The organism is Polaromonas sp., assembly GCF_012927415.1.
GTDB lineage: Bacteria > Pseudomonadota > Gammaproteobacteria > Burkholderiales > Burkholderiaceae_C > Polaromonas.
The window spans coordinates 1-21,240 of record NZ_JABBPF010000199.1 but is presented as its reverse complement, the minus strand read 5'-3'; the positions used below and the strand labels follow the sequence as shown (position 1 = coordinate 21,240).

Sequence of the window (21,240 nt, the reverse complement as noted above, 5' to 3'; positions counted from 1 at the left end):
ACAAGTGGTAGCGCAAAGCCTGGAAATCATGCGCTGGGCGCTGGAGCAAAACGACTCCGGCCAGTGGTTGCGGCCTGAAACCGGCTCACTGCAGTCCATGCAGGCGCTGATGATCCAGTGCGACAGCGGCTTCAAACAGCACCTGGACCGCTACAAATACCCGGAACGCTATCTCGACGAAATTGCACCCACAGAAGGCAACAGCGCAGGTTTTGCCCTGGTTCACCGCGCGGAAGGTGCCCGGTTTCTGGCGCAACTCAATACGCAGCTTGACGGAACCAGCAGCCTCTTCGGCCAACGTGCGGCTTGGGCTGACATGGCGATTGCGCCGTTTGTGCGCCAGTTTGCTGAGACCGACAGGACCTGGTTCGAGCAGCAGCCATGGCCAGGCCTGCAGCGCTGGCTGGCGGCCTGGCTGGCATGCGAGCTGTTCGCTTGCAGCATGGAAAAATACCCGGCGTGGGTGCCGGGAACGACGGGTGTACGTTTTCCACGAAGCGCCTGATCACTATCAACCCGACAGCCGACTGCGAGCGCTTGACAGGCGCTTCAGCCCTGTTTCTTCATGGATTTACTAACGTTGAAAGCGCGTCGACAGCACCACCGAAGTACGGGTGCGCTCCACGCCATCAAGCAAGCCAATAGCGTCGATCAGTCCATCCAGTCGCGCAATGGAACTGGCCCGCACAATGACGATCATGTCAAAGCTTCCGCTGACCGACAGCAGCGAGCGAACCTCGGCTATCTTGCGCAAGGCCGCTTCCACCTGGCCTGACTGCTTTGTGCCCACCGTGAGCATGACATGGGCCTGGACCATCGACTGTTCGTAAGCGCCACCGCTACGCACACCGTAACCTACGATCACCTTGTCCCGCTCAAGCCGCGCAATGCGGGCCTGCACCGCTGTGCGCGACAGCCCGACCTTGCGGGCCAGTAAGGCCATCGGGCAGCGCGCGTTTTCGCCCAGCTCGTTAAGCAGGGTTTGGTCGATGACGTCGAGACTCATACTAAATGTAGTTTTTACTAGTTAATCTGTATTAATTATGCTGTCTATTTGTATAAATTGAAACTACTAACCGCCACCAGGCAGATCAATAATTGATGCGTACGGAACACGGCAACCACCACGAGAAGCAAACTCATGAAAAAAATTCTGATCGCAGGCGCGGGGAAAATCGGCTCGACCATCGCCGCCTTGCTGTCCTCCACCCCGGACTACGCCGTGACTCTGGCCGACGCGTCGCTGACTGCGCTGGCAGGCATTCAGGCAACTTCCGGTGTTCGGCTGCAAACGCTGGATGTCACTGACCCCATTGCCCTGCGCACGGCATTGAAAGGGCAATTTGCCGTGTTGAGCGCGGCGCCGTTTCACCTTACTGCGGTAATTGCCGAGGCCGCTGTGATCGAAAAAGTGCACTACCTGGACCTGACCGAAGACGTGGCCAGTACCCGGCGCGTCAGGGAACTGGCCGAAGCGGCCGGGTCAGCGCTGATCCCGCAATGCGGCCTGGCTCCGGGCTTTGTCTCCATCGTGGCGGCGGATCTGTGCCGGCGCTTTGACAGCCTGCACAGCGTGCGCCTGCGCGTGGGCGCGTTGCCGCAGTACCCGTCAAATGCCCTTAACTACAACCTGACCTGGAGCACTGACGGCGTCATCAACGAATACTGCGAGCCCTGCGAGGCCATCGTTGAAGGCGTGTTGCGCCAGGTGCCGCCGCTGGCCGAGCACGAGGAGTTTTCGCTTGACGGCGTGACCTACGAGGCCTTCAATACCTCGGGCGGTCTGGGCACGTTGTGCGACACCCTTGCCGGCCGGGTTACCAACCTCAATTACAAGACCATTCGCTACCCCGGCCATGCAGCCATCATGAAGGCATTGCTCAACGATTTGCGTTTGCGCGACCGCCGCAACGTACTCAAGGACATTCTGGAAAACGCCCTTCCCACCACCCTGCAGGATGTGGTGATCGTGTTTGTCACCGTCAGCGGGCTGCGCGAAGGCCGGCTGATGCAGGAAACCTATGCGCACAAGGTCTACAGCCAGGTGGTCGGCGGTGCGCTGCTCAGCGCCATCCAGATCACCACAGCGGCCGGTATCTGCACCGTGCTGGACCTGCTGGCCACTGGGCGCCTGCCCACGCACGGCTTCATCCGCCAGGAAGACATTGCACTGCCGGACTTTCTCTCCAACCGCTTTGGCATGGCCTATAACGCGCCCGCGGCGGAACGCGCCGCCGCCTGATCGCTTGCTTCAGGCCTCGGGAGCGATCGCCTCGGCGTAGTCATAGAGCGCGCCCAAAATGGCCTCACCGCGCTCGTCGGCGGATTCCGACAGGGTGTCGATCTCGGCAAACAGCGCGTCCACGCCTCGGGCCCCACCTTCACCTTCCAGCAGCCGCGCGGCTCGGTGCGCTTCCCAGCGCCCCGATTCTTCGAGCGTGAGGGTGTCAAAAAAATTACGGGCGCGATAGCGAAACACCAGTTCTTCAAGCCGATCATCATCAAAGCCGGTGCGGCTGTGCGCCAGTTCAGCCGCCGACAGGCCGCGCAACTGGTTCAGCCGCCGCCGGTCCGCATCGCCGATGAAGCCGTTATAGAGGTCTTCGTCCACATCGGGCGCGGTTTCCCTGGGCCGCTGAAACACCGCGGGCCAGACAGCGCTCATGTCAGGCAAGTTGGCGGCGATTTCGGCATGTCGCAGTGCTTCATCCATGTCCACGCCCCACTTCGCCGCCATCTGGAGCGTGAGGGTTTGCAGCTTGCGCACCACCATGGGCGACTTGTTGAGGTGAACTGATTTCAGCGGCAACCGCTTCACCCCCTCAGGCAAATCAGCCGATTTGCTGAACAGCCGCTGGCGCAGCGTGGCCACGTCAAGCAGCGGCAATTCGCTCGGGTCAAACGCCAAATCCCAGGCCAGCAGCTCGTTTTTATTGGTCGGGTGGGTGGCCAGCGGCCACATGACGGCCAGACAGCCGCGCTCGGCAGGGAACATCCCCGAGACATGCAAAAACGGCCGCGCGGTCTGGCGGCTGGCGGGCAGGCCGAGTTCGGCAGCGACGCGGTCTTTTTTGTGCAGGCTCAAGGCAAAGTCGAACAGTTTGGGCTGCGCTTTGCGAATAACGCGCGCCAGCCCGATGGTGGCACGCACGTCGGACAGGGCATCATGCGCCGCTTCGTGCAGCAGCCCGTTGGCACGCGCAAGGTCTTCGAGTTTGAAGCTGGGCTTCCCATCCTCCTTCGCTGGCCAGGCGATGCCTTCAGGCCGCAAGGCATAAGCCATGCGCACGACATCGAGCAGATCCCAGCGGCCGCAATCGTTTTGCCATTCGCGCCCATACGGGTCTACCAGGTTACGCCAGAACATGAAGCGCGTCACTTCATCATCAAAGCGGATGGTGTTGTAGCCCACGCCTATCGTGCCAGGCTCGGCCAGCAGATGCTCGATCTGCGTGGCAAATGCGTGCTCGGGCAAGCCGTGCTGCAGACAATGCTGCGGGGTGATGCCGGTAATCAGGCAGGACGCCGGGTCGGGCAAATAATCGTTGGCAGGCTGGCAATAAATCATCAGCGGCTCACCAACTTCATTCAGTTCGGCATCAGTGCGAATGCCGGCAAATTGCGCGGGCCGGTCACGGCGGGTATTGAGACCGAAAGTTTCGTAGTCGTGCCAGAGAAAAGTGTGTGAAGCCATGAATTTGGGTTTTTTAATAGTTTTCAGCCAAAACAGCCTCTTGTCCAACGAGTATGGTCATAGCTTGCTACTTTTTTTATAGCACAATGAAAAAGGCCGATAGCGTGATGCTACCGGCCTTTGGGGGAGGGCTGAAAATGCGCGCTGTCAGTTCGTCTCTGCCGTTGCTTCCGGTTCCGGCTTGGCGCGGCCTTCGCGTTTGGACAGGGGCTGGATATCGAGCTGGACTTCGCCCGTCTCTACACCCTTCTCGTCTGTCGTCACCTTCATGTCAACGGTCAGCCGACCGCCATCGATCAGACGCCCGAACAGCAATTCGTCAGCCAGCGCCCGGCGAATGGTGTCCTGGATCAGCCGCTGCATCGGCCGCGCGCCCATCAGCGGATCAAAGCCCTTTTTGGCCAGGTATTTTCGCAGCGTGTCGGTAAAGGTCACTTCGACTTTTTTCTCGGCCAGCTGGGTTTCAAGCTGCAACAGGAACTTGTCGACCACGCGCAGGATGACGGTTTCATCCAGCGCCTTGAAGCTCACCACCGCATCCAGGCGGTTGCGGAACTCGGGCGTGAACAGGCGCTTGATATCCGCCATCTCGTCGCCGGCTTCGCGCGGGTTGGTAAAACCGATGGTCGCCTTGTTCATGGTCTCTGCACCAGCATTGGTCGTCATGACGATGATCACGTTGCGGAAATCTGCCTTGCGCCCGTTGTTGTCCGTCAGCGTGCCATGGTCCATGACCTGAAGCAGCACGTTGAAGATGTCCGGATGCGCCTTTTCGATTTCATCAAGCAGCAGCACGCAATGCGGCTTCTTGGTCACCGCCTCGGTCAGCAGGCCACCCTGGTCAAAGCCCACATAGCCCGGAGGCGCGCCAATCAGGCGGCTCACGGCATGGCGCTCCATATACTCCGACATATCAAAGCGGATCAACTCGATACCCATGATGTAGGCCAGCTGCTTGGCTGCTTCGGTCTTCCCGACGCCGGTCGGGCCGGAGAACAGGAAGGAGCCAATCGGCTTGTCGTCCTTGCCCAGGCCCGAACGCGCCATCTTCACGGCAGACGCCAGCACGTCAAGCGCCTTGTCCTGACCAAACACCACGCTTTTCAGGTCGCGCTCGAGCGTCTTGAGCTTGCCGCGGTCATCGTTGGAGACATTGGCGGGAGGAATACGCGCGATCTTGGCCACGATTTCCTCCACCTCGGTCTTGGTGATGGTTTTCTTGCGCTTGTTGGCCGGCAGGATCCGCTGGGCAGCGCCCGCCTCATCGATCACGTCAATCGCCTTGTCGGGCAAATGGCGGTCATTGATGTACTTGGCGCTGAGCTCGGCCGCCGCCTGCAGGGCAGCCAGCGCGTATTTCACGCCATGGTGCTCTTCAAAACGCGATTTCAAGCCTTTGAGGATGTCGACGGTTTCCTGCACCGTCGGCTCGACAACATCGACTTTCTGGAAACGCCGAGACAGCGCGGCGTCTTTCTCGAAAATACCGCGGTATTCGGTGAACGTGGTGGCGCCAATGCACTTGAGCTGGCCCGAGCTAAGGGCCGGCTTGAGCAGGTTGGACGCGTCCAGCGTGCCGCCAGAGGCCGCACCGGCGCCGATCAGTGTATGGATTTCGTCAATGAACAAAATGCCGTTGGGCTTGTCTTTAAGAGACTTGAGCACGCCCTTGAGCCGCTGCTCGAAGTCGCCACGGTATTTGGTGCCGGCCAGCAGAGCGCCCATGTCGAGCGAATAGACCTGCGCTTCAGCCAGAATTTCAGGCACATCTTTTTGCGTGATGCGCCAGGCGAGGCCCTCGGCAATCGCCGTTTTGCCCACGCCGGCTTCACCCACCAGCAGCGGGTTGTTTTTTCGGCGACGGCAAAGAATCTGGATGACACGCTCGACCTCGTAGTGACGGCCGATCAGCGGATCAATCTTGCCTTCTTTGGCCAGCTGGTTGAGGTTGATGGTGAACTGCTCAAGCGGAGAAGCCTTTTCGTTCTTTTCACTACCCTCTTCGTTTTCGGCTGCACTTTCACCCGCCTTGGTTGGCTCGGGCGGATCGCTTTTCTTGATGCCGTGGGCAATGAAATTAACCACATCCAGGCGCGTGACGCCCTGCTGATGCAAGTAATACACCGCGTGCGAGTCCTTCTCGCCAAAAATTGCGACCAGCACGTTGGCGCCAGTGACTTCCTTTTTTCCGCTGCCGGTGGACTGCACATGCATGATGGCACGCTGAATCACGCGCTGGAAGCCCAGCGTAGGTTGCGTATCGACATCATCGCTGCCGGCGACCTGGGGCGTGTTGTCCTTGATGAAATTGCTCAGGGCCTTGCGCAAGTCATCCACATTGGCTGAACAGGCGCGCAGTACTTCGGCTGCACTGGGATTGTCCAGCAAGGCCAGCAACAGGTGTTCAACGGTAATGAACTCGTGGCGTTGCTGGCGTGCCTCTACAAAGGCCATGTGCAAGCTGACTTCTAATTCTTGGGCAATCATAGATTTTCCTTTCGGCTTGCTCGGTAGATACTTTACTTGACTCGACTCGTCTCTTCAGGGCATATTGGCCGAATTCCGGATTATTCAATGGGCTCGCTGACACACTGCAGTGGATGGCCATTTTTTCGGGCCGCTTCCGTCACCTGATCAACCTTGGTGGCAGCCATGTCTCGGGAAAAAACCCCACATATGCCTTTGCCGTCAAGGTGAATCTTCAGCATGATCTGCGTCGCGGTTTCCCTGTCCTTGTTGAAAAACTCCTGTATCACCACAACGACAAATTCCATCGGCGTGTAGTCGTCGTTCAGCAGCACCACCTGATACATCTGCGGCGGTTTTGTCTTTTGGGGGCGGCGCTCGAGCACGACCGAATCTCCGCCACCGACCTCGTCGGGCTTGATCGCGGGAGCTGGCGGAAGCGCCGGAGATTTGGGGGATTTGGTTGCCATGTAAATCATTCTAGCCATCACAGCCGTCCGGTAAGCCTGACAGGTCAATTGGTGGCGATGACACGACATTCAAGCGTCGGTTGCCACGCCGCCGCTGAGCATAAAAAAACCGCCTCGGGATTGCTCCCGGGCGGCATGGCAAAAAAACGATCGGCTTTTGTTACATATGGTCGATCATGACCTGGCCGAAACCGGAGCAGCTTACCTGGGTTGCGCCTTCCATGAGACGAGCAAAGTCATAGGTAACCTTCTTGGATTCAATGGATTTCTCCATCGAGCTGATGATCAGGTCAGCGGCCTCAAGCCAACCCATGTGACGCAGCATCATTTCGGCAGACAGAATCAGTGAACCGGGGTTGACGTAGTCCTTGCCAGCGTATTTTGGCGCGGTGCCATGCGTGGCTTCAAACATCGCGATGGTATCGCTCAGGTTGGCGCCCGGGGCAATTCCAATTCCGCCGACCTGGGCTGCCAGCGCATCGGAGATGTAGTCACCGTTCAGATTCAAGGTGGCAATCACGCTATATTCCGCAGGCCGTAGCAAAATTTGCTGCAGGAATGCATCGGCAATAACGTCCTTGATGATAATGTCCTTGCCCGTTTTCGGGTTTTTGAACTTGCACCACGGGCCGCCGTCGATCAGTTCGGCACCAAACTCGTTTTGTGCCAATGCGTAAGCCCAGTCTCGAAAGCCACCTTCGGTGTACTTCATGATGTTGCCCTTGTGCACGATGGTCATGCTGGACTTGTCATTGTCAATCGTGTACTGGATGGCTTTACGCACCAGGCGCTCGGTTCCTTCGCTGGAAACAGGCTTGATGCCGATGCCGGAAGTATTGGGGAAGCGGATTTTCTTGACGCCCAGTTCATCCTGCAGGAACTTGATGAGCTTCTTGGCCTTGTCGCTGCCAGATTCGAATTCGATACCGGCGTAGATGTCTTCCGAATTCTCACGGAAAATCACCATGTTGGTTTTTTGGGGCTCTTTCACCGGCGAAGGGACGCCTGCGAAGTATTGAATGGGCCGCAGACAGACATAGAGGTCCAGTTCCTGTCGCAGCGCCACGTTCAGGCTGCGGATGCCGCCACCCACGGGCGTCGTCAGCGGCCCCTTGATAGACACCACATAGTCTTTGATGGCGTGCAAGGTTTCTTCAGGCAACCATACGTCTGGTCCGTATACCTTGGTTGACTTTTCACCGGCAAACACCTCCATCCAGTGGATTTTTTTCTTGCCACCGTAAGCTTTGGCCACCGCAGCATCAACCACTTTCAGCATAACCGGAGAGATGTCCACACCAGTTCCGTCACCTTCGATGTACGGAATGATGGGCTCATTGGGCACATTGAGCGAATTGTCGGCATTGACAGTGATTTTTTGGCCTTGGGCGGGCACTTTGATGTGCTGGTACATGTGCAGAAGTCTCCGGGTGAGCATTGATGGCGCCTTGCAACACGCCACTTTTAGCAGGTTAGGTAAAAACCACTAAATTTTAGCCCCAAAAGATTTTTGGAAAAATTCATGAAAATCTGTCAACGGTTTGCAAATGCGCTTCGTTACGGTATTGCCTCCGAAAGGTTCGGGGTGTTTTTTTTGATGACATTACCAAACTTCCCAAGGAAATCCAAATGAACAAGATCCTCGCAACTTTGATCGCCGGCCTCTTCGCTGTTGGCGTTTACGCACAAACGCCTGCAGCGCCTGCTAGCTCCCCTGCTGTTTCTGCCGCCCCTGCTGCTTCTGCTGCCCCTGCTGCAAAGAAAGCAGCCATGACGAAAGAAGAGAAAGCCGCAGCAAAAGCCGCGAAGAAAGAAAAGGCAGATGCCGCAAAAAAGGCCAAGGCTGATGCCGCTGCAGCAAAAAAAGCTGAAGTTGCAGCCAAGAAAGCCGAAGTCAAGAAGTAATTCCTTCTGACTTAGGTCAAAATGCCCGCTTTGTGCGGGCTTTTTAATGGGCGCCGTCCATGCTGAAAAATCAATTCCATCGGGGTGCGTCCATGAGCTTCAACGCGGCTACTTTTGTTTTCGAAAAAATCTGCCAGAGCCTGTTTGCAGCGTTGGCAGCCGCTGCGCTTCTTGCGTCATTCCAAGCATCGGCTCAAGCAGTGCCGCAGATGAATCTGCAGCGCACCAAGTTGTCAGCCGGCATGTATGTCATTGATGCGCAAGTGGCGCTGACGCCTGAGCAACGCGAGATTGGCCTGATGATGCGCAAGGAAATGCCGCAGCACGAAGGTATGATTTTTGTCTTCGAGCAGGCAAGCCAGCAATGCTTCTGGATGAAAAACACATTGCTGCCTTTGTCTGCAGCTTTCGTGGCGGATGATGGCAGCATTATCAATATGGCAGACATGAAGCCGCAAACCACGGATTCGCATTGTTCCACCCAGCCGGTTCGTTACGTTCTGGAAATGAACAAGGGCTGGTTCGCGAAAAGAGGCATCAAGTCGGGCAGCAAGCTCGGTGGTTCGCTATTTGAAGCGAAGCGCTGATCATTGCATCTGCGGCAAAAAAGCCGGCTTCCAGTCGGCTTTTTTGCGGGCTTATGTCGACAAGCGGACTTTATGCAAAGTTGGCTTCGGCAAAACTCCAGTTCACCAGATTGGACAGATAGGTCTCGACAAACTTTGGCCGCTGGTTGCGGTAGTCGATGTAGTAGGCATGCTCCCAGACATCTACCGTCATCAATGCCTTGTCGGCTGTGGTGAGGGGCGTGCCCGCAGCGCCGGTGTTGACGATATCCACGCTGCCATCAGCTTTTTTGACCAGCCACGTCCAACCTGAGCCGAAATTGCCGACTGCTGATTTGACAAATGCTTCCTTGAACGCTGCGTAAGTGCCAAATTTGGCATTGATGGCCGCTGCCAGGGCACCGTTTGGCTCGCCGCCGCCTGCAGGTTTCATGCAATTCCAGAAAAAGGTGTGATTCCATGTCTGGGCTGCGTTGTTGTACACGCCGCCGCTGGACTTCTTCACAATCTCTTCAAGCGTCATGGATTCAAACTCTGTCCCCTTTTGTAGGTTGTTGAGGTTCACCACATACGCGTTATGGTGCTTTCCATGGTGATACTCAAGTGTTTCCTGGCTGTACTGCGGAGCCAGGGCGTCAATCGCATACGGAAGTGGGTGAAGTTTGTGTTCCATGATTTTTCCTCGTGGGGGTTAATGATGAGATATCCAGCGACAACTCGGAAGCATTCTAAAAACTAAATGAGTCGGGGTGCGGAGACAGTCAAATCGACCTCCCCATCGGTAAGGGTAGCACGCACCGGCTGACCGATACGGGTCATTTTCGCGGCCGTCACTGGCACACCCTGCATGTCGGCCAGCCACGCATAACCGCGGCGCAAGACCAGTTTGGGGTCCAGCAGTTCAAGACGCAACTGGGCGCGTTCGAGTTGATCTTGACTTCCCTGCAGGTTGCTCGCCAGTTCTCGCGGCAAGGCAGCGCCCAGCGACTGCACACGGAACTGCTCCTGTCTCAGCGCTGAGCGCGTCGCGTGCTTCAGGCTTTGCGCCAGCCCGGCCAGACGCGCGTGCTGGCGAGTCACAAGATGCGAGGGCCGACTCACGCGCGACATGGCCCAGTCCAGGCGCTGGGTCTGTGTCTGCATCTGCCGGTCCACGCCGTTTTGCAGACGCGCGAAAACCAAGCCCAGCGCGCCGAGCCAGACGCTTTGCGGTTGCGCGCAAAGCTCGGCCGCTGCGGTGGGCGTGGGCGCGCGCACATCGGCGCAAAAATCCGCAATGGTGAAATCCGTTTCATGTCCGACGCCACTTATGACTGGCACGGGCGAAGCGACGATGGCGCGGGCCAGTTGCTCATCGTTAAAGGCCCATAAATCTTCCATTGCACCGCCACCTCGAACCAGCAGCAACACATCGACCTGGTCTTTGTTCCATCGCCGGGAAACCTTCAGCACAGCTTCGCGAAGCTCGCCAGCGGCTTGACTGCCCTGGACACTGGCAGGATAAAGCACTACCGGAATATGCGGCGCTCGACGCTGCAATGCAGTGACAACGTCGTGCAGGGCTGCGGCGCCCAACGAGGTGACGACGCCGATGCCCCGCGGCAGCATTGGCAAAGGTCGCTTGCGGGCAGCCTCAAAAAGGCCCTCCGCTTCAAGCCTGGCCTTGAGCAGCAGGAATTGCTCGAACAGATTGCCCTGCCCGGCCTGCCGCATCGACTCGACCCCCAGTTGCAATTCTCCGCGTGGCTCGTACACGCCCAGTCGGCCGCGCAATTCCACCAGTTGCCCGTCGCGCGGAGAAAAATCGAGCAGCCCAGCGGCCCGCCGAAACATGGCGCAGCGAATCTGGCCCTGCTCGTCCTTCAGGGAAAAATAGCAATGGCCGCTGGCGGCGCGCGAAAAACCGGTGAGTTCGCCCTGCACCGCGACAGGATTGAAACGGGCCTCGAGGCAATCGGCAATCGCCCGCAAAAGCGAGCCCACCGGCCACACCCTTACGCCCAAGTCACGTTGCAAAGAGGACGCAGCGGCAGGGTGTGGGACATCAAAAATGGCCAAACCCCTTTATTTCACTGGGGTAATCATCCACAGAACGGCCTCCCGCGGGCTTCCACCTGAAAGATTCATGCGAATGCGCCAATAGATTCGTATAACTCATTGATTTTAAATAACTTATTGCTGCTTAAATTTTAATCGATTTGCTGCAAGCAAGATCTAGCGCGGCTTGCGAGCGTCTAGGCCATTACTTGCCCACAAAGTTATCCACAACTTCTGTGGGTTATGTCTTACAAACCCGGGTTTGAAAACATTCACCAACCAAGTGTTAAATCAGAAGGCTTGTCTGGTTTTGGTGGGACATAATCCAACACATTTATTCGACTGGAGATGTGCATTGTTTTCGATCATACAAGCTGCAGGCTGGCCGATCTGGCCGCTGGTTGCCTGCTCCATCCTGGCACTGGCGCTGGTCATTGAACGTTTTTCCAGTCTGAAAAGGCCCAAGATTGCTCCCGTCAAACTACTCGACGAAGCGATCACTGTCTCGCGCTCCGCTGTCCCGTCACCGGACGTCGTGACCAAGCTGGAACAGAATTCTCTGCTTGGCGAGGTGCTGGCCAGCGGCTTTCGCGCGATCAATGTCAACCCGCACATCAGCGAAGACGATTTGCGATCCACGCTGGAAGGCGCAGGGCGTCAGGCTGCGCACGAACTGGAACGCTATCTTGCGGCACTTGCCACTATTGCTTCTGCAGCGCCATTGCTGGGGTTGCTGGGTACGGTAATCGGCATGATCGAAATTTTTGGATCGCAGGCAGGCGCTGCCGGGAACTCCGTGGGCGGCAACCCGGCGCAGCTGGCGCAAGGCATTTCAATGGCGTTGTACAACACTGCTTTTGGTTTGATGATTGCGATACCGTCGTTAATTTTCTGGCGCTATTTCCGTGCCCGCGTTGACAGCTACCTCCTGACTATGGAGCTGGCAGCTGAACGCTTCGTCCGTCACCTCAATACCCTCAGAAAATGAATTTCCGTCCTCACCCGCACGACGAGCCGGAAATCAACCTGATTCCGTTCATCGATGTACTGCTCGTGGTGCTGATCTTTCTGATGCTGTCGACCACCTACAGCAAATTCACCGAGTTGCAGGTCAAATTGCCAGCAGCCGATGCCGAGCAACAGCGCGATTATCCCAGGGAAGTCATCGTGGCCGTCAGCAGCGACGGCCGCTACATGGTCAACAAGACCATGGTGCAAGGCCGCAGCATCGAGGTGCTCGGGGCTGCGCTGGCCGAGGCCGCCAAGGCGGGCAAAGACAGTGTCATCATCATCAGCGCAGATGCCAGCGCCACGCACCAGGCCGTCATCACCGTGATGGAAGCGGCCCGGCGTCAGGGATTGACGCAGATCACCTTTGCCACTCAGGGCATCGCTCAGGCGCTCGCAAAGTAACTTTATGGACGGCCACTTCGCTCTTGCCCCCTTTTTTTAAAAATGGCCGCGTACGCGTGAAACACCTACTGCAGCAAGCCTGGCTCAAACGCGAATGGATGGCTCGCCTGCTGTGGCCAGTGGCGCAATTACATCGAATTCTGGTGCAGTTGCGCCAAACGCTTTACCGGCGCGGCTTCCTTTCGACCGAACGCTTCAGCATACCGGTGATCGTGGTTGGCAATGTGGTGGCCGGTGGTGCCGGAAAAACTCCGCTGGTGATGGCGTTGGTCAGGCACCTGCAGTCGCGGGGACTACAGGTAGGCGTGGTTTCGCGTGGCTACGGGCGTTCGGGTGACAAAAGTCTTGAGGTCCGGCCGGAAACCCCTGTTTATGAGTCTGGTGACGAGCCGGTCCTTATAGTACGGTCTACAGGCGCTCCTGTTTTTGTAGCGCACAGACGCGCCGATGCCTTGCGCGCCCTGCTGGCCGCCTACCCCGCTACTGCCTTGGTGGTGTGCGACGATGGCTTGCAGCACTATGCCTTGCAGCGCGACATCGAAATTGCCGTGTTTGATGACCGTGGCGTGGGCAATGGCTGGTTGCTGCCAGCCGGGCCGCTGCGTGAACCCTGGCCTGAGCGCCGATGCCAAGGCTTGGACCTGGTGCTGCACACCGGCCAGAAACCGGCCTTTGCAGGATTTACCTCAAGCCGGCAACTGGCAGCGCATGCGCTGGCTGCCGACGGCAGTGTGGTGGCTTTAAGCGCCCTGCGCGGCCAACCATTGGTCGCACTGGCCGGCATTGCCAATCCACAAGCATTTTTTGCCATGTTGCGGGCCCAGGATTTGACGCTGGAAAAGACGCTTTCGCTGCCGGATCACCATGATTTCAGGAATGAGGATTGGAGCGTTTTCGAGGGCCGGACCGTGCTGTGCACCGAAAAAGATGCGGTCAAACTGTTCGCACGCCCAAGACTGCCAGCGCTGCAGGGGATAAGGTTGCTGGCAGTTCCACTGATTTTTTTACCCGAAACTGCTTTCTTTACCGCTCTGGACAGGCTGCTGACCCCGTTACTTTCTCAACTACCATTGAGCCATGGACACCAAATTACTTGAACTGCTGGTCTGCCCCGTGACCAAAGGCCATCTTGAATACGACCGTGAGAAACAGGAACTTGTTTCGCGCAGCGCCCGGCTTGCCTATCCGGTACGGGACGGAATTCCGGTGTTGCTGGAAAACGAAGCGCGAACGCTTAGCGACGAGGAGCTTGGCTTGTAATGGCTGCCAGCTCCGCGTCGCTATGAGTTTCATCGTTCTCATTCCTGCCCGCCTGGCATCGACCCGCTTGCCGAACAAACCACTGGCCGACATAAAGGGCGCGCCCATGGTTGTGCGCGTGGCGCAGCGTGCCATGCAAAGCAGCGCACGGCGTACCGTGGTGGCTGCCGACAGCGCCGAAATCATCGAAAGATGCGACGCCTTCGATATTGAGGCCGTGTTGACTCGCCTTGACCACTCCAGTGGCAGTGACCGGCTTGCCGAGGCCAGCCGCCTGCTCGGCCTGGGCGACGATGACATCGTGGTCAACGTGCAGGGTGACGAGCCGCTCATAGAGCCGTCACTTATTGACGCCGTGGCCGGTCTGCTCCACCAGCGCCCTGACTGCGCCATGAGCACGGCCGCGCATTCGATTGAGCAGCAGGCCGACTTGCTCAATCCGAATATCGTCAAGGTGGTGCTGGATGCGCGTCAGACCGCGCTTTATTTCAGCCGCGCACCGATCCCGGCAGCGCGTGACTTTGCCGGCATGGCTTGGTGGAAGTCCGGCAGCACCTTGCCAAAGCCGCTTCGGCATGTGGGTATTTATGCTTACCGGGCCGGTTTTTTGCGGCTGTTTCCCACGCTGCCACAGGCGCCACTGGAGCAACTCGAATCGCTCGAACAACTGCGTGCCCTCTGGCATGGCTACAAAATTGCTGTCCATGTCACCGACCAGGCACCCGGGCCCGGTGTAGACACGCCCGAAGATCTTGATCGGGCACGCCGGCTGTTTGTGTAGCTGAAAAGTGGGTGGCCGGTTCAGCGCCTGCGTAAGCTGCTGTCAGTTCCGTACATGCTATCCTTGATCGAAATAGCCGTGAGGTCTGTTGTTCGTGCTGGCAGCCCTCAATGTTTGCCATCCACCATATGGGGGTAGTCGGTGTACCGACTGTCCGGCTAGACTTTCAGAATTGATAAAAATCCGAGGACATCCATGAGACTGATTTTGTTGGGCGCGCCTGGCGCGGGCAAAGGGACGCAAGCGACTTTCATATGCCAAAAATATGGCATCCCGCAGATTTCCACTGGCGACATGCTGCGCGCAGCCGTCAAGGCCGGGTCGCCGCTGGGCCTTGAAGCTAAAAAGGTCATGGACGTTGGCGGCCTGGTCGGTGACGACTTGATCATCAATCTTGTGAAGGAGCGCATTGCCCAGCCCGACTGCACCCAAGGCTTTTTGTTTGACGGCTTTCCGCGCACCATTCCCCAAGCCGACGCGATGAAGGCAGCCGGTGTCAAGCTGGACTACGTGCTGGAGATCGACGTGCCATTTGAGGCCATCATCGAGCGCATGAGCGGACGCCGTTCGCATCCGGCTTCCGGTCGCACCTACCACGTCAAATTTAACCCACCCAAGGTTGAAGGCAAGGACGACGTGACCGGAGAGCCGCTGATCCAGCGCGAGGACGACAAGGAAGAAACCGTCGGCAAGCGCCTGGCGGTGTACAGCGCGCAAACCCGTCCGCTGGTGGAGTACTACTCCAGCTGGGCCAAGGCCGCACCCGGTGACGCACCGAAATACTGTGCCATCAGTGGCATGGGCGAGGTTGACAAGATCACCGAGAGAGCCTTCAAAGCACTGGCGAGCTGAGGGAAAAAAGGCTAATCTGCTGGTCAGCCTTTTTATGTGCCGTGCCCTGCCTTCAGAAAATAGCTAGCACCGGGTATCTGCGCCACTGAGGTTCATTAAAGCGCTCACAGTTCTCGAAAACAAAGCCCAGCACCCGGCTTTGAATTGTCTGCAATGTCGGGTTTTTTATTTTCCACTGCTCAAACTTTGCGTTCAGCACGGGTTCTTCCTGCAGGAGCTGCAGCGCCATGTCCTCAAAGACATAGTTGGAAAATCTCTCTTTTTTTTCCAGAATGCTGTTGAAAAATCCCCAGCGAAAAAAGCTGTCATGGGCCTGCGGCTCCAAAGTTTCCACGATGTAACGGGCTTTGTCCTGGCGCACGGGAATCCAGTAATCACCCACCTGCAATTCGACTGGTTCGGTGTCGGTTTCGAGCGTCATCTTTTCATGGAACAGGTGACCTTCGTAGGAGCCAGGGGAGCTTTTTACCGAATCAATGCGGTAAACCTGTGCCGTGACGGACCGCACCGCATTCACACGCTCCATCTGCACACCGTTCCAAGCAAGCCGTTCCGTTATTGCACGCCAGGCTTGCGGCACGACATAAGCCACCGGCGCGCGAACCACTACGTCCTCGACGAAATGGGTATACCACGCGATGTCGCGTTCCCAGGGCTGCGACCTGTCATAGGAAAGTCGCTGGTAGTCGCCCAGCAGGCTGGGACGGTAAACCGCTTCGTAACCTTTGAAACGGAGCCGGGAAGGATGAGACTCATCAATTATCCAGCTGACAGGCCAATGTGTTTGCTGGCGTCCCCGCGCCTTGGCAGCTCGCCGCAAGGCCTGGATCTGACCGGCATGTTGCACCGTGAATTGCAGCGTCACGTCAAGCAGCGCGCGCATCGATGCATACCGATCCGCAAACGGCTTGAGCATATGCGTCTCAGGCATGAATCCGATGGTGTGGTGCAAGGCTGCGTAACCCGTGGAAAAGCGGGGCGTTTCCAGAAAGTCGGCAATGCCCTTGTCCGGGCTACCGTGCACCGGGTTGACATACGGACAGGTCGGCCAGCCTCTTCCTTCCATGGCGCTGTAAATGGCGGGCAGCATGGTCTCGCGCAGAAAAGCGCCGAGCCCGCTGCCCAGCTTGTCGGCCTGGGTGTGAATAAGGGTCATGGTGTAGGGGTAATCAGCGCCGTTTGAGGTGTGGGTGTCGACCATCACATCCGGGTCCCAAGCGCTGAAAAACTGGTTAAACACCTTGGCATTCAGGCTGTCGCACTTGATGAAGTCGCGGTTGAGATCGAGATGAAGGCTGTTGCCGCGAAAGCCGAAAGACTCGGGGCCGTCCTGGTTGACGCGGCTGGTGATGTTGCGGTTGAGGCAGCCATCCACGTTATAAACCGGAATGAACAGATACACGGCAGAGCCCAGGGCGGCCCGGCGAGCCGGGTCCATGCACAGGTCGCGCACCAGCGCCATGCAGGCGTCGATCCCCTCTGGCTCGCCAGGATGCATACCGTTGTTGTTGAAGAACACCAGCCGGTCGGCAAGCCTGACTTCGTCGCGCCCAAAAACCCCATCAGCGCTGAAGACGCCGGCGTGCAGTGGTTGGCCCGCGTCGGAGATCCCTATTTGTGAAAACCGGAGCAATCCGGGGAACTGCTGCGCCAAATCCTCGTAAAACCGGATGCAAAGCTCCCATGTCGTGGTCTGGTTCTGATTGCCTTGTTCGTAGGGAGTCTGCATGTTGAACGAGCCTGAATGGATGGGTTGAAAAAAATTCCAGCTTGCCCGCGTAAACCTCGAAGCGCAACTTTATCCCAGCAGCTCAAGCATCATGGCCACCCGCGCCTTCACTGGCGTCAAGCCTTTTGAATCCGAAATGGGGTCGCCTGGCATGGCCAAAACCTGGCCGTTGACGCAGCGTGTTGCGCGAACCACCTTCACGCCTGAAGTTTGGGCCTCAAGCAAAGCCGCTTTGAGTGCGTGGTGAATAGTTCCATTGCCCGTCGCGGCGACCACCAGGCCTTGCACACCCTGTGCCACCAGCGCCTGCACGATTGCCCCGCTGGCTCCCGCGTAACTCATGACGATTTCGACGCGCGGACACTTTGCGGGGTCGGCCAATTTTGCTATTATATCAATAGCGCATAGGGGCCGTACTTCCTGGACAAGAGGCCAATTTCGCAACAATCTGAGCCGCCCCTCCTCCACATAACCCAACGCCCCAGCATCACCCGAACTAAAGGCATTGAGCCGATAGGGATGCACTTTTTGCACATCAAACGCGCTGTGGATGGTACCCGCGCAGACAGCCACAACGCCCATTGCACCCGCATGCCAGGCAACACTTATGGCATCCAGCACATTTTGAGGGCCGTCCGGCACCAATGCCGTGGCGGGGCGCATAGCGCAGGTCAGAATTACCGGCTTCATCGGTCGACACACAGACTGCAAAAAATACGCCGTTTCCTCCAGCGTATCAGTGCCGTGGGTGATGACGATACCCTGCACATCTGGACGCGCCAGAAAATGGTTTACACGAGCAGCCAGTTGCGACCAGAGCGCGAAGCTCATGTCCTTGCTGTCAATTTGCGCGACTTGCTCGACGATGACCGATCCTGTCCCGGCAATGGCGGGAATCGCCATCAATAACTGGGCAATACCGACCTGTGCAGCGGTGTAGCCAATGTTGTCCGAGGCACTGCCCGCCCGGCCTGCAATCGTGCCACCAGTACCTAAAACCACTATTTTTTTGTGCGTCATAAAGCGTAAGCTTGCGTTTGATGAAAAACTGTATGAAAATACATGTACTGGATATTAAAACAGCTAGCAGTCCAGGTCGTTATGCAAGCGTGTCAAATTTCAGCCCGATTGTTAACCATGGAGCTTTCAGTCATGAGCACCCTTAGTGACTTTCCTCATCTCGCGTCCGGCAGTCCCAAGCTCACAGCGCGCCAGCAACAAATTCTGGAGCTGATTGAGAACGCCATTGCCCGCACCGGCGCACCGCCTACACGTGCCGAGATAGCAACCGAACTTGGTTTTCGCTCCGCCAACGCCGCGGAAGAACATTTACAGGCATTGGCCCGCAAGGGAGTCATTGAGCTGGTTAGCGGCACTTCACGCGGCATACGCCTGCGCGGTGACACTCTGCGGTCCTTGAACGCATCCCGAATGGCGCAATTTTCCCTGCCTTTGCAGAGTCTGAGTCAACTCTGCCTGCCTTTGGTCGGGCGGGTGGCTGCGGGCAGCCCGATTCTTGCGCAGGAACATATAGACCGCACCTATTATTTTGAAAGCAGCCTTTTTCAGCAGCAACCTGACTACCTGCTCAAGGTACGCGGCATGAGCATGCGCGATGTCGGCATCATGGACGGCGACTTGCTTGCTGTCAAACAGGCCAAGGAAGCAAAAAACGGCCAAATTGTCGTGGCCCGGCTCGGCGACGAGGTCACCGTGAAGCGCTTTCGCCGAACCAGGTCGCTGATTGAGCTGTTGCCTGAAAACCCGGACTTCAAAACCATTGTGGTCAACCCCGGGGAGCCGTTCGAACTCGAAGGTCTGGCGGTGGGCCTGATTCGAAACTCCATGCCGGGTTAAGCATTCCATTTCAGCTGCGCAACAGGTGGCGGGCGTTTGGTCACAAATGACCAACACCCTGATGCTGCGGCTCCGCCGGTTTCAGAGCCGGCTTGAATCCTGCCTGTGTAAACCTCTCTCAAACAGGAGTTCATCATGGGAATCGATTTTTCAAGCACCTCAATGCTGTCGTTGTTGGCAGCGCCGGTTCAGGCCTTGGCGGCATGGTTTATCCCCGCACGGAACATTGAAAAGCCATTACGCACACCGTCAAGAACACAGCGAAGGGCGCAGCAGATGGTGCTGCACTTCGGACCTGACGCTACCGAAGTGCCACTCCGTGCGACTATTGCAGTTCTGGTTGGTCTTCCTTCTGGAAAGATAGCGCCGAAACCCTCGTCCGGCAGCCAGTTGCGGATTGTGCGGGAGTTTGATTCGGCTGTCAGCCCGTGCTGCGCCGGCCGTATGGTTATTTCAGGGCGTATGGCAGATGTTTGCGCAGAACTGGAACGCATGAGTCAGCGAGAAACCACGACGCATTAAAACTAGCAGGGTATCCCCTGCAGGATATCTCTGGCTCAGACGTCCGCGTCCAGCAGTTGGCGCCAATCAAAGCCAGCCACTCAAAAAGCGTCTTTCCACCATTTTGACCTGCTGCGCCTCACACTTTCCCAACGGGAGATCGCGTGTTGCCATCCGACACAAGTTGACCGTCAGAGGGCTGCTGCAGATTGCGGACGCAAAAATCTTGCAGGCACAATATCGCCATGAACATTGTGATTCTTGACGATTACCAGGATGCAGTGCGAAAGCTCGCCTGCGCTTCCAAACTTGACACCTACCCGGCCAAGGTCTACACCAACACAGTCAAGGGCATTGGTCAACTTTCAGTACGCCTTAAAGACGCCGACGTGATTGTGTTGATTCGAGAACGAACCCACCTGAATCGGCAGGTCATCGAAAAACTTCCCCGACTCAAACTGGTGGTGCAGACCGGTCGTGTCGGGCCGCATCTGGACGTTGCCGCTTGCACGGAACGCGGAATCGCGGTTGCGGAGGGCATGGGGTCGCCGGTTGCTCCGGCTGAGTTGACTTGGGCTCTGGTCATGGCGGCCATGCGGCGCCTGCCTCAATACGTCGCGCATTTAAAGCATGGTGCCTGGCAGCAGGCAGGGCTCAAGGCCGCTTCCATGCCACCCAATTTCGGCCTCGGGTCAGTACTCAAGGGCAAAACCCTGGGCGTCTGGAGCTACGGCAATATCGGACAAATTATTGCAGGCTACGGCAGGGCGTTTGGCATGCGGGTGGTCGTGTGGGGGCGGGAAGCTTCACGTGAACGGGCCCAGGCAGACGGCTTTGAGTTGGCGGCCAGCAAAAAGGAGTTCTTTGAACAATGCGACATCATCAGCCTTCACCTGCGCCTGCACGAAGAAACCGCTGGTATCGTTACACTGGAAGACCTCTCACGCATGAAGCCTACGGCATTGCTTGTAAACACGTCGCGGTCCGAGCTGATTGAGCCCGATGCCCTGATAGCCGCGTTGAACCGGGGACGTCCGGGCATGGCCGCCGTTGATGTCTTTGAATCAGAACCGATCTTGCAAGGTCACGCGTTGCTACGACTGGAAAATTGCATCTGCACGCCGCATATCGGCTACGTTGAGCAAGACAGTTACGAGATGTATTTCGGCGCGGCATTTGACAACATCGTCAACTTCATCAAGGGCACGCCCAGTAACATCGTTAACCCGGGCGCCTTGCAGGTAAGGCGCTAGCACGGGGTAGCCGGAGTCCATGGCAGAAGATCGATGCTGCGCCAGAGGCGGTCAACTTGCTACTGTGCCCAACGGCGCAGGCGTGGCTTGGTTCGGCAGACCGCATGACGGGCGATTTGCGACAAGGATAGCAAAGCGGGAAATCCCTGTTACGCCAGCTCATCAAGAGCACTTTGCTATACACACCCAGTTTTAGCGCGCGGACCGGTCAACTGGAAACACGTCGAATTCGAGCAATTCGTGGGTGAAATTGGGCGGCGTCTCTGTGGCAGCGATCCCGGCGACAACCGCCGATCGAGGCACCTCGGGTTCATCAGAAGAGAAGCTTAAATCAATGTCAAGGCCCAGCCGGTGAGAGGCAAGCGGCCGGGTAGGATCAACGTCTTTTCCGTCAATTGACGGCAGCTCTGGCAGGTCCTGCAATTGAGCTGAAAGCGCTTGCATATCGGTGGTGGC

Annotated in this window: 23 protein-coding genes; 13 read left to right on the top strand and 10 right to left on the bottom strand. The window is 57.4% G+C overall.

Going from position 1 to position 21,240, the window contains the following annotated elements; all coding sequences use genetic code 11:
* On the top strand, positions 1-505 hold a 505-nt coding region (locus HHJ19_RS16270; RefSeq protein ID WP_296908908.1), incomplete at its 5' end, for a glutathione S-transferase C-terminal domain-containing protein.
* A gap of 69 nt (positions 506-574) precedes the next feature.
* Here HHJ19_RS16270 and HHJ19_RS16265 read toward each other — a convergent pair.
* Positions 575-1,006 (bottom strand): Lrp/AsnC family transcriptional regulator, encoded by a 432-nt coding sequence (locus tag HHJ19_RS16265; protein WP_296908907.1) that lies wholly within the window; start codon positions 1,004-1,006, stop codon positions 575-577.
* A gap of 135 nt (positions 1,007-1,141) precedes the next feature.
* Here HHJ19_RS16265 and HHJ19_RS16260 point away from each other — a divergent pair, with 135 nt between their 5' ends.
* On the top strand, positions 1,142-2,242 hold the full coding sequence (locus HHJ19_RS16260; protein ID WP_296908906.1) for a saccharopine dehydrogenase family protein: 1,101 nt from the start codon (positions 1,142-1,144) through the stop codon (positions 2,240-2,242).
* A gap of 9 nt (positions 2,243-2,251) precedes the next feature.
* On the opposite strand, the gene sbcB is transcribed toward HHJ19_RS16260, so the two are convergent.
* From sbcB to icd, 4 genes are all read right to left on the bottom strand, one after another.
* The gene (gene sbcB / locus HHJ19_RS16255) at positions 2,252-3,694 is read right to left on the bottom strand and encodes an exodeoxyribonuclease I (RefSeq protein ID WP_296908905.1); all 1,443 of its coding nucleotides are present in this window, start codon (positions 3,692-3,694) and stop codon (positions 2,252-2,254) included.
* Between the two features lie 147 nt (positions 3,695-3,841).
* Positions 3,842-6,181: an ATP-dependent Clp protease ATP-binding subunit ClpA gene (clpA, locus tag HHJ19_RS16250; RefSeq protein WP_296908904.1), complete on the bottom strand. Its 2,340-nt coding sequence runs from the start codon at positions 6,179-6,181 to the stop codon at positions 3,842-3,844.
* Between the two features lie 80 nt (positions 6,182-6,261).
* On the bottom strand, positions 6,262-6,630 hold the full coding sequence (gene clpS, locus HHJ19_RS16245) for an ATP-dependent Clp protease adapter ClpS (RefSeq protein ID WP_296908903.1): 369 nt from the start codon (positions 6,628-6,630) through the stop codon (positions 6,262-6,264).
* Between the two features lie 160 nt (positions 6,631-6,790).
* Entirely contained in the window at positions 6,791-8,050 is a 1,260-nt protein-coding gene (gene icd, locus HHJ19_RS16240; RefSeq protein WP_296908913.1) for an NADP-dependent isocitrate dehydrogenase, read from the bottom strand.
* A gap of 209 nt (positions 8,051-8,259) precedes the next feature.
* Between icd and HHJ19_RS16235 the strand changes: the two genes are divergently transcribed.
* A complete protein-coding gene (locus HHJ19_RS16235; RefSeq protein ID WP_296908902.1) occupies positions 8,260-8,535 on the top strand; it encodes a cell envelope biogenesis protein TolA in 276 nt (91 codons plus the stop codon).
* Between the two features lie 92 nt (positions 8,536-8,627).
* Positions 8,628-9,122 (top strand): DUF192 domain-containing protein, encoded by a 495-nt coding sequence (locus HHJ19_RS16230; protein WP_296908912.1) that lies wholly within the window; start codon positions 8,628-8,630, stop codon positions 9,120-9,122.
* A gap of 70 nt (positions 9,123-9,192) precedes the next feature.
* Here the strand turns inward: HHJ19_RS16230 and HHJ19_RS16225 are convergent, their stop codons facing one another.
* Both HHJ19_RS16225 and xseA read right to left on the bottom strand, forming a co-directional pair.
* On the bottom strand, positions 9,193-9,774 hold the full coding sequence (locus HHJ19_RS16225; RefSeq protein ID WP_296908901.1) for a Fe-Mn family superoxide dismutase: 582 nt from the start codon (positions 9,772-9,774) through the stop codon (positions 9,193-9,195).
* 62 nt (positions 9,775-9,836) lie between these two features.
* A complete protein-coding gene (gene xseA / locus HHJ19_RS16220; protein ID WP_366929419.1) occupies positions 9,837-11,153 on the bottom strand; it encodes an exodeoxyribonuclease VII large subunit in 1,317 nt (438 codons plus the stop codon).
* Positions 11,154-11,493: 340 nt separating this feature from the next.
* On the opposite strand from xseA, the gene HHJ19_RS16215 reads away from it, so the two are divergent.
* The 6 genes from HHJ19_RS16215 to adk all read left to right on the top strand — a co-directional run bounded on the left by HHJ19_RS16215 (position 11,494) and on the right by adk (position 15,444).
* Positions 11,494-12,126, top strand: coding sequence for a MotA/TolQ/ExbB proton channel family protein (locus HHJ19_RS16215; RefSeq protein WP_296908910.1), 633 nt, complete (start codon positions 11,494-11,496; stop codon positions 12,124-12,126).
* On the top strand, positions 12,123-12,551 hold the full coding sequence (locus HHJ19_RS16210; protein ID WP_296908900.1) for a biopolymer transporter ExbD: 429 nt from the start codon (positions 12,123-12,125) through the stop codon (positions 12,549-12,551). The genes HHJ19_RS16215 and HHJ19_RS16210 overlap by 4 nt, the downstream gene beginning before the upstream one ends.
* Positions 12,552-12,649: 98 nt before the next feature.
* Complete coding sequence (lpxK, locus tag HHJ19_RS16205; protein ID WP_296908909.1) at positions 12,650-13,648, top strand: tetraacyldisaccharide 4'-kinase; 999 nt, start codon at positions 12,650-12,652, stop codon at positions 13,646-13,648.
* A complete protein-coding gene (locus tag HHJ19_RS16200) occupies positions 13,629-13,811 on the top strand; it encodes a Trm112 family protein (RefSeq protein WP_296908899.1) in 183 nt (60 codons plus the stop codon). The genes lpxK and HHJ19_RS16200 overlap by 20 nt, the downstream gene beginning before the upstream one ends.
* Positions 13,812-13,833: 22 nt before the next feature.
* Positions 13,834-14,592, top strand: coding sequence for a 3-deoxy-manno-octulosonate cytidylyltransferase (kdsB, locus tag HHJ19_RS16195; RefSeq protein ID WP_296908898.1), 759 nt, complete (start codon positions 13,834-13,836; stop codon positions 14,590-14,592).
* Between the two features lie 195 nt (positions 14,593-14,787).
* The gene (gene adk / locus HHJ19_RS16190; protein WP_296908897.1) at positions 14,788-15,444 is read left to right on the top strand and encodes an adenylate kinase; all 657 of its coding nucleotides are present in this window, start codon (positions 14,788-14,790) and stop codon (positions 15,442-15,444) included.
* A 52-nt stretch (positions 15,445-15,496) separates the two neighbouring features.
* On the opposite strand, the gene HHJ19_RS16185 is transcribed toward adk, so the two are convergent.
* Both HHJ19_RS16185 and HHJ19_RS16180 read right to left on the bottom strand, forming a co-directional pair.
* Positions 15,497-17,173 carry a M14 family zinc carboxypeptidase gene (locus HHJ19_RS16185; protein ID WP_296908896.1) on the bottom strand — a complete coding sequence of 559 codons (1,677 nt, stop codon included), beginning with the start codon at positions 17,171-17,173 and terminating at the stop codon, positions 15,497-15,499.
* 69 nt (positions 17,174-17,242) lie between these two features.
* Positions 17,243-18,193 (bottom strand): asparaginase, encoded by a 951-nt coding sequence (locus tag HHJ19_RS16180; RefSeq protein ID WP_296908895.1) that lies wholly within the window; start codon positions 18,191-18,193, stop codon positions 17,243-17,245.
* 132 nt (positions 18,194-18,325) lie between these two features.
* On the opposite strand from HHJ19_RS16180, the gene lexA reads away from it, so the two are divergent.
* The 3 genes from lexA to HHJ19_RS16165 all read left to right on the top strand — a co-directional run bounded on the left by lexA (position 18,326) and on the right by HHJ19_RS16165 (position 20,784).
* Entirely contained in the window at positions 18,326-19,030 is a 705-nt protein-coding gene (lexA, locus tag HHJ19_RS16175; RefSeq protein ID WP_296908894.1) for a transcriptional repressor LexA, read from the top strand.
* Between the two features lie 135 nt (positions 19,031-19,165).
* Complete coding sequence (locus HHJ19_RS16170; protein ID WP_296908893.1) at positions 19,166-19,552, top strand: hypothetical protein; 387 nt, start codon at positions 19,166-19,168, stop codon at positions 19,550-19,552.
* Positions 19,553-19,776: 224 nt separating this feature from the next.
* Positions 19,777-20,784 (top strand): D-2-hydroxyacid dehydrogenase family protein, encoded by a 1,008-nt coding sequence (locus HHJ19_RS16165; protein ID WP_296908892.1) that lies wholly within the window; start codon positions 19,777-19,779, stop codon positions 20,782-20,784.
* 192 nt (positions 20,785-20,976) lie between these two features.
* On the opposite strand, the gene HHJ19_RS16160 is transcribed toward HHJ19_RS16165, so the two are convergent.
* On the bottom strand, positions 20,977-21,240 hold a 264-nt coding region (locus HHJ19_RS16160; RefSeq protein WP_296908891.1), incomplete at its 5' end, for a hypothetical protein.

Excerpts from the sequence above, each read along its gene's own strand:
- lpxK (WP_296908909.1), top strand. The coding sequence starts at position 12,650 with ATGGCTCGCCTGCTGTGGCCAGTGGCGCAATTACATCGAATTCTGGTG.
- adk (WP_296908897.1), top strand. The coding sequence starts at position 14,788 with ATGAGACTGATTTTGTTGGGCGCGCCTGGCGCGGGCAAAGGGACGCAA.
- clpA (WP_296908904.1), bottom strand. The coding sequence starts at position 6,181 with ATGATTGCCCAAGAATTAGAAGTCAGCTTGCACATGGCCTTTGTAGAG.
- HHJ19_RS16235 (WP_296908902.1), top strand. The coding sequence starts at position 8,260 with ATGAACAAGATCCTCGCAACTTTGATCGCCGGCCTCTTCGCTGTTGGC.
- HHJ19_RS16165 (WP_296908892.1), top strand. The coding sequence starts at position 19,777 with ATGAACATTGTGATTCTTGACGATTACCAGGATGCAGTGCGAAAGCTC.
- HHJ19_RS16180 (WP_296908895.1), bottom strand. The coding sequence starts at position 18,193 with ATGACGCACAAAAAAATAGTGGTTTTAGGTACTGGTGGCACGATTGCA.
- HHJ19_RS16225 (WP_296908901.1), bottom strand. The coding sequence starts at position 9,774 with ATGGAACACAAACTTCACCCACTTCCGTATGCGATTGACGCCCTGGCT.
- clpS (WP_296908903.1), bottom strand. The coding sequence starts at position 6,630 with ATGGCAACCAAATCCCCCAAATCTCCGGCGCTTCCGCCAGCTCCCGCG.
- HHJ19_RS16260 (WP_296908906.1), top strand. The coding sequence starts at position 1,142 with ATGAAAAAAATTCTGATCGCAGGCGCGGGGAAAATCGGCTCGACCATC.
- kdsB (WP_296908898.1), top strand. The coding sequence starts at position 13,834 with ATGAGTTTCATCGTTCTCATTCCTGCCCGCCTGGCATCGACCCGCTTG.
- HHJ19_RS16200 (WP_296908899.1), top strand. The coding sequence starts at position 13,629 with ATGGACACCAAATTACTTGAACTGCTGGTCTGCCCCGTGACCAAAGGC.
- lexA (WP_296908894.1), top strand. The coding sequence starts at position 18,326 with ATGAGCACCCTTAGTGACTTTCCTCATCTCGCGTCCGGCAGTCCCAAG.
- HHJ19_RS16265 (WP_296908907.1), bottom strand. The coding sequence starts at position 1,006 with ATGAGTCTCGACGTCATCGACCAAACCCTGCTTAACGAGCTGGGCGAA.
- HHJ19_RS16230 (WP_296908912.1), top strand. The coding sequence starts at position 8,628 with ATGAGCTTCAACGCGGCTACTTTTGTTTTCGAAAAAATCTGCCAGAGC.
- HHJ19_RS16210 (WP_296908900.1), top strand. The coding sequence starts at position 12,123 with ATGAATTTCCGTCCTCACCCGCACGACGAGCCGGAAATCAACCTGATT.
- HHJ19_RS16185 (WP_296908896.1), bottom strand. The coding sequence starts at position 17,173 with ATGCAGACTCCCTACGAACAAGGCAATCAGAACCAGACCACGACATGG.
- HHJ19_RS16170 (WP_296908893.1), top strand. The coding sequence starts at position 19,166 with ATGGGAATCGATTTTTCAAGCACCTCAATGCTGTCGTTGTTGGCAGCG.
- sbcB (WP_296908905.1), bottom strand. The coding sequence starts at position 3,694 with ATGGCTTCACACACTTTTCTCTGGCACGACTACGAAACTTTCGGTCTC.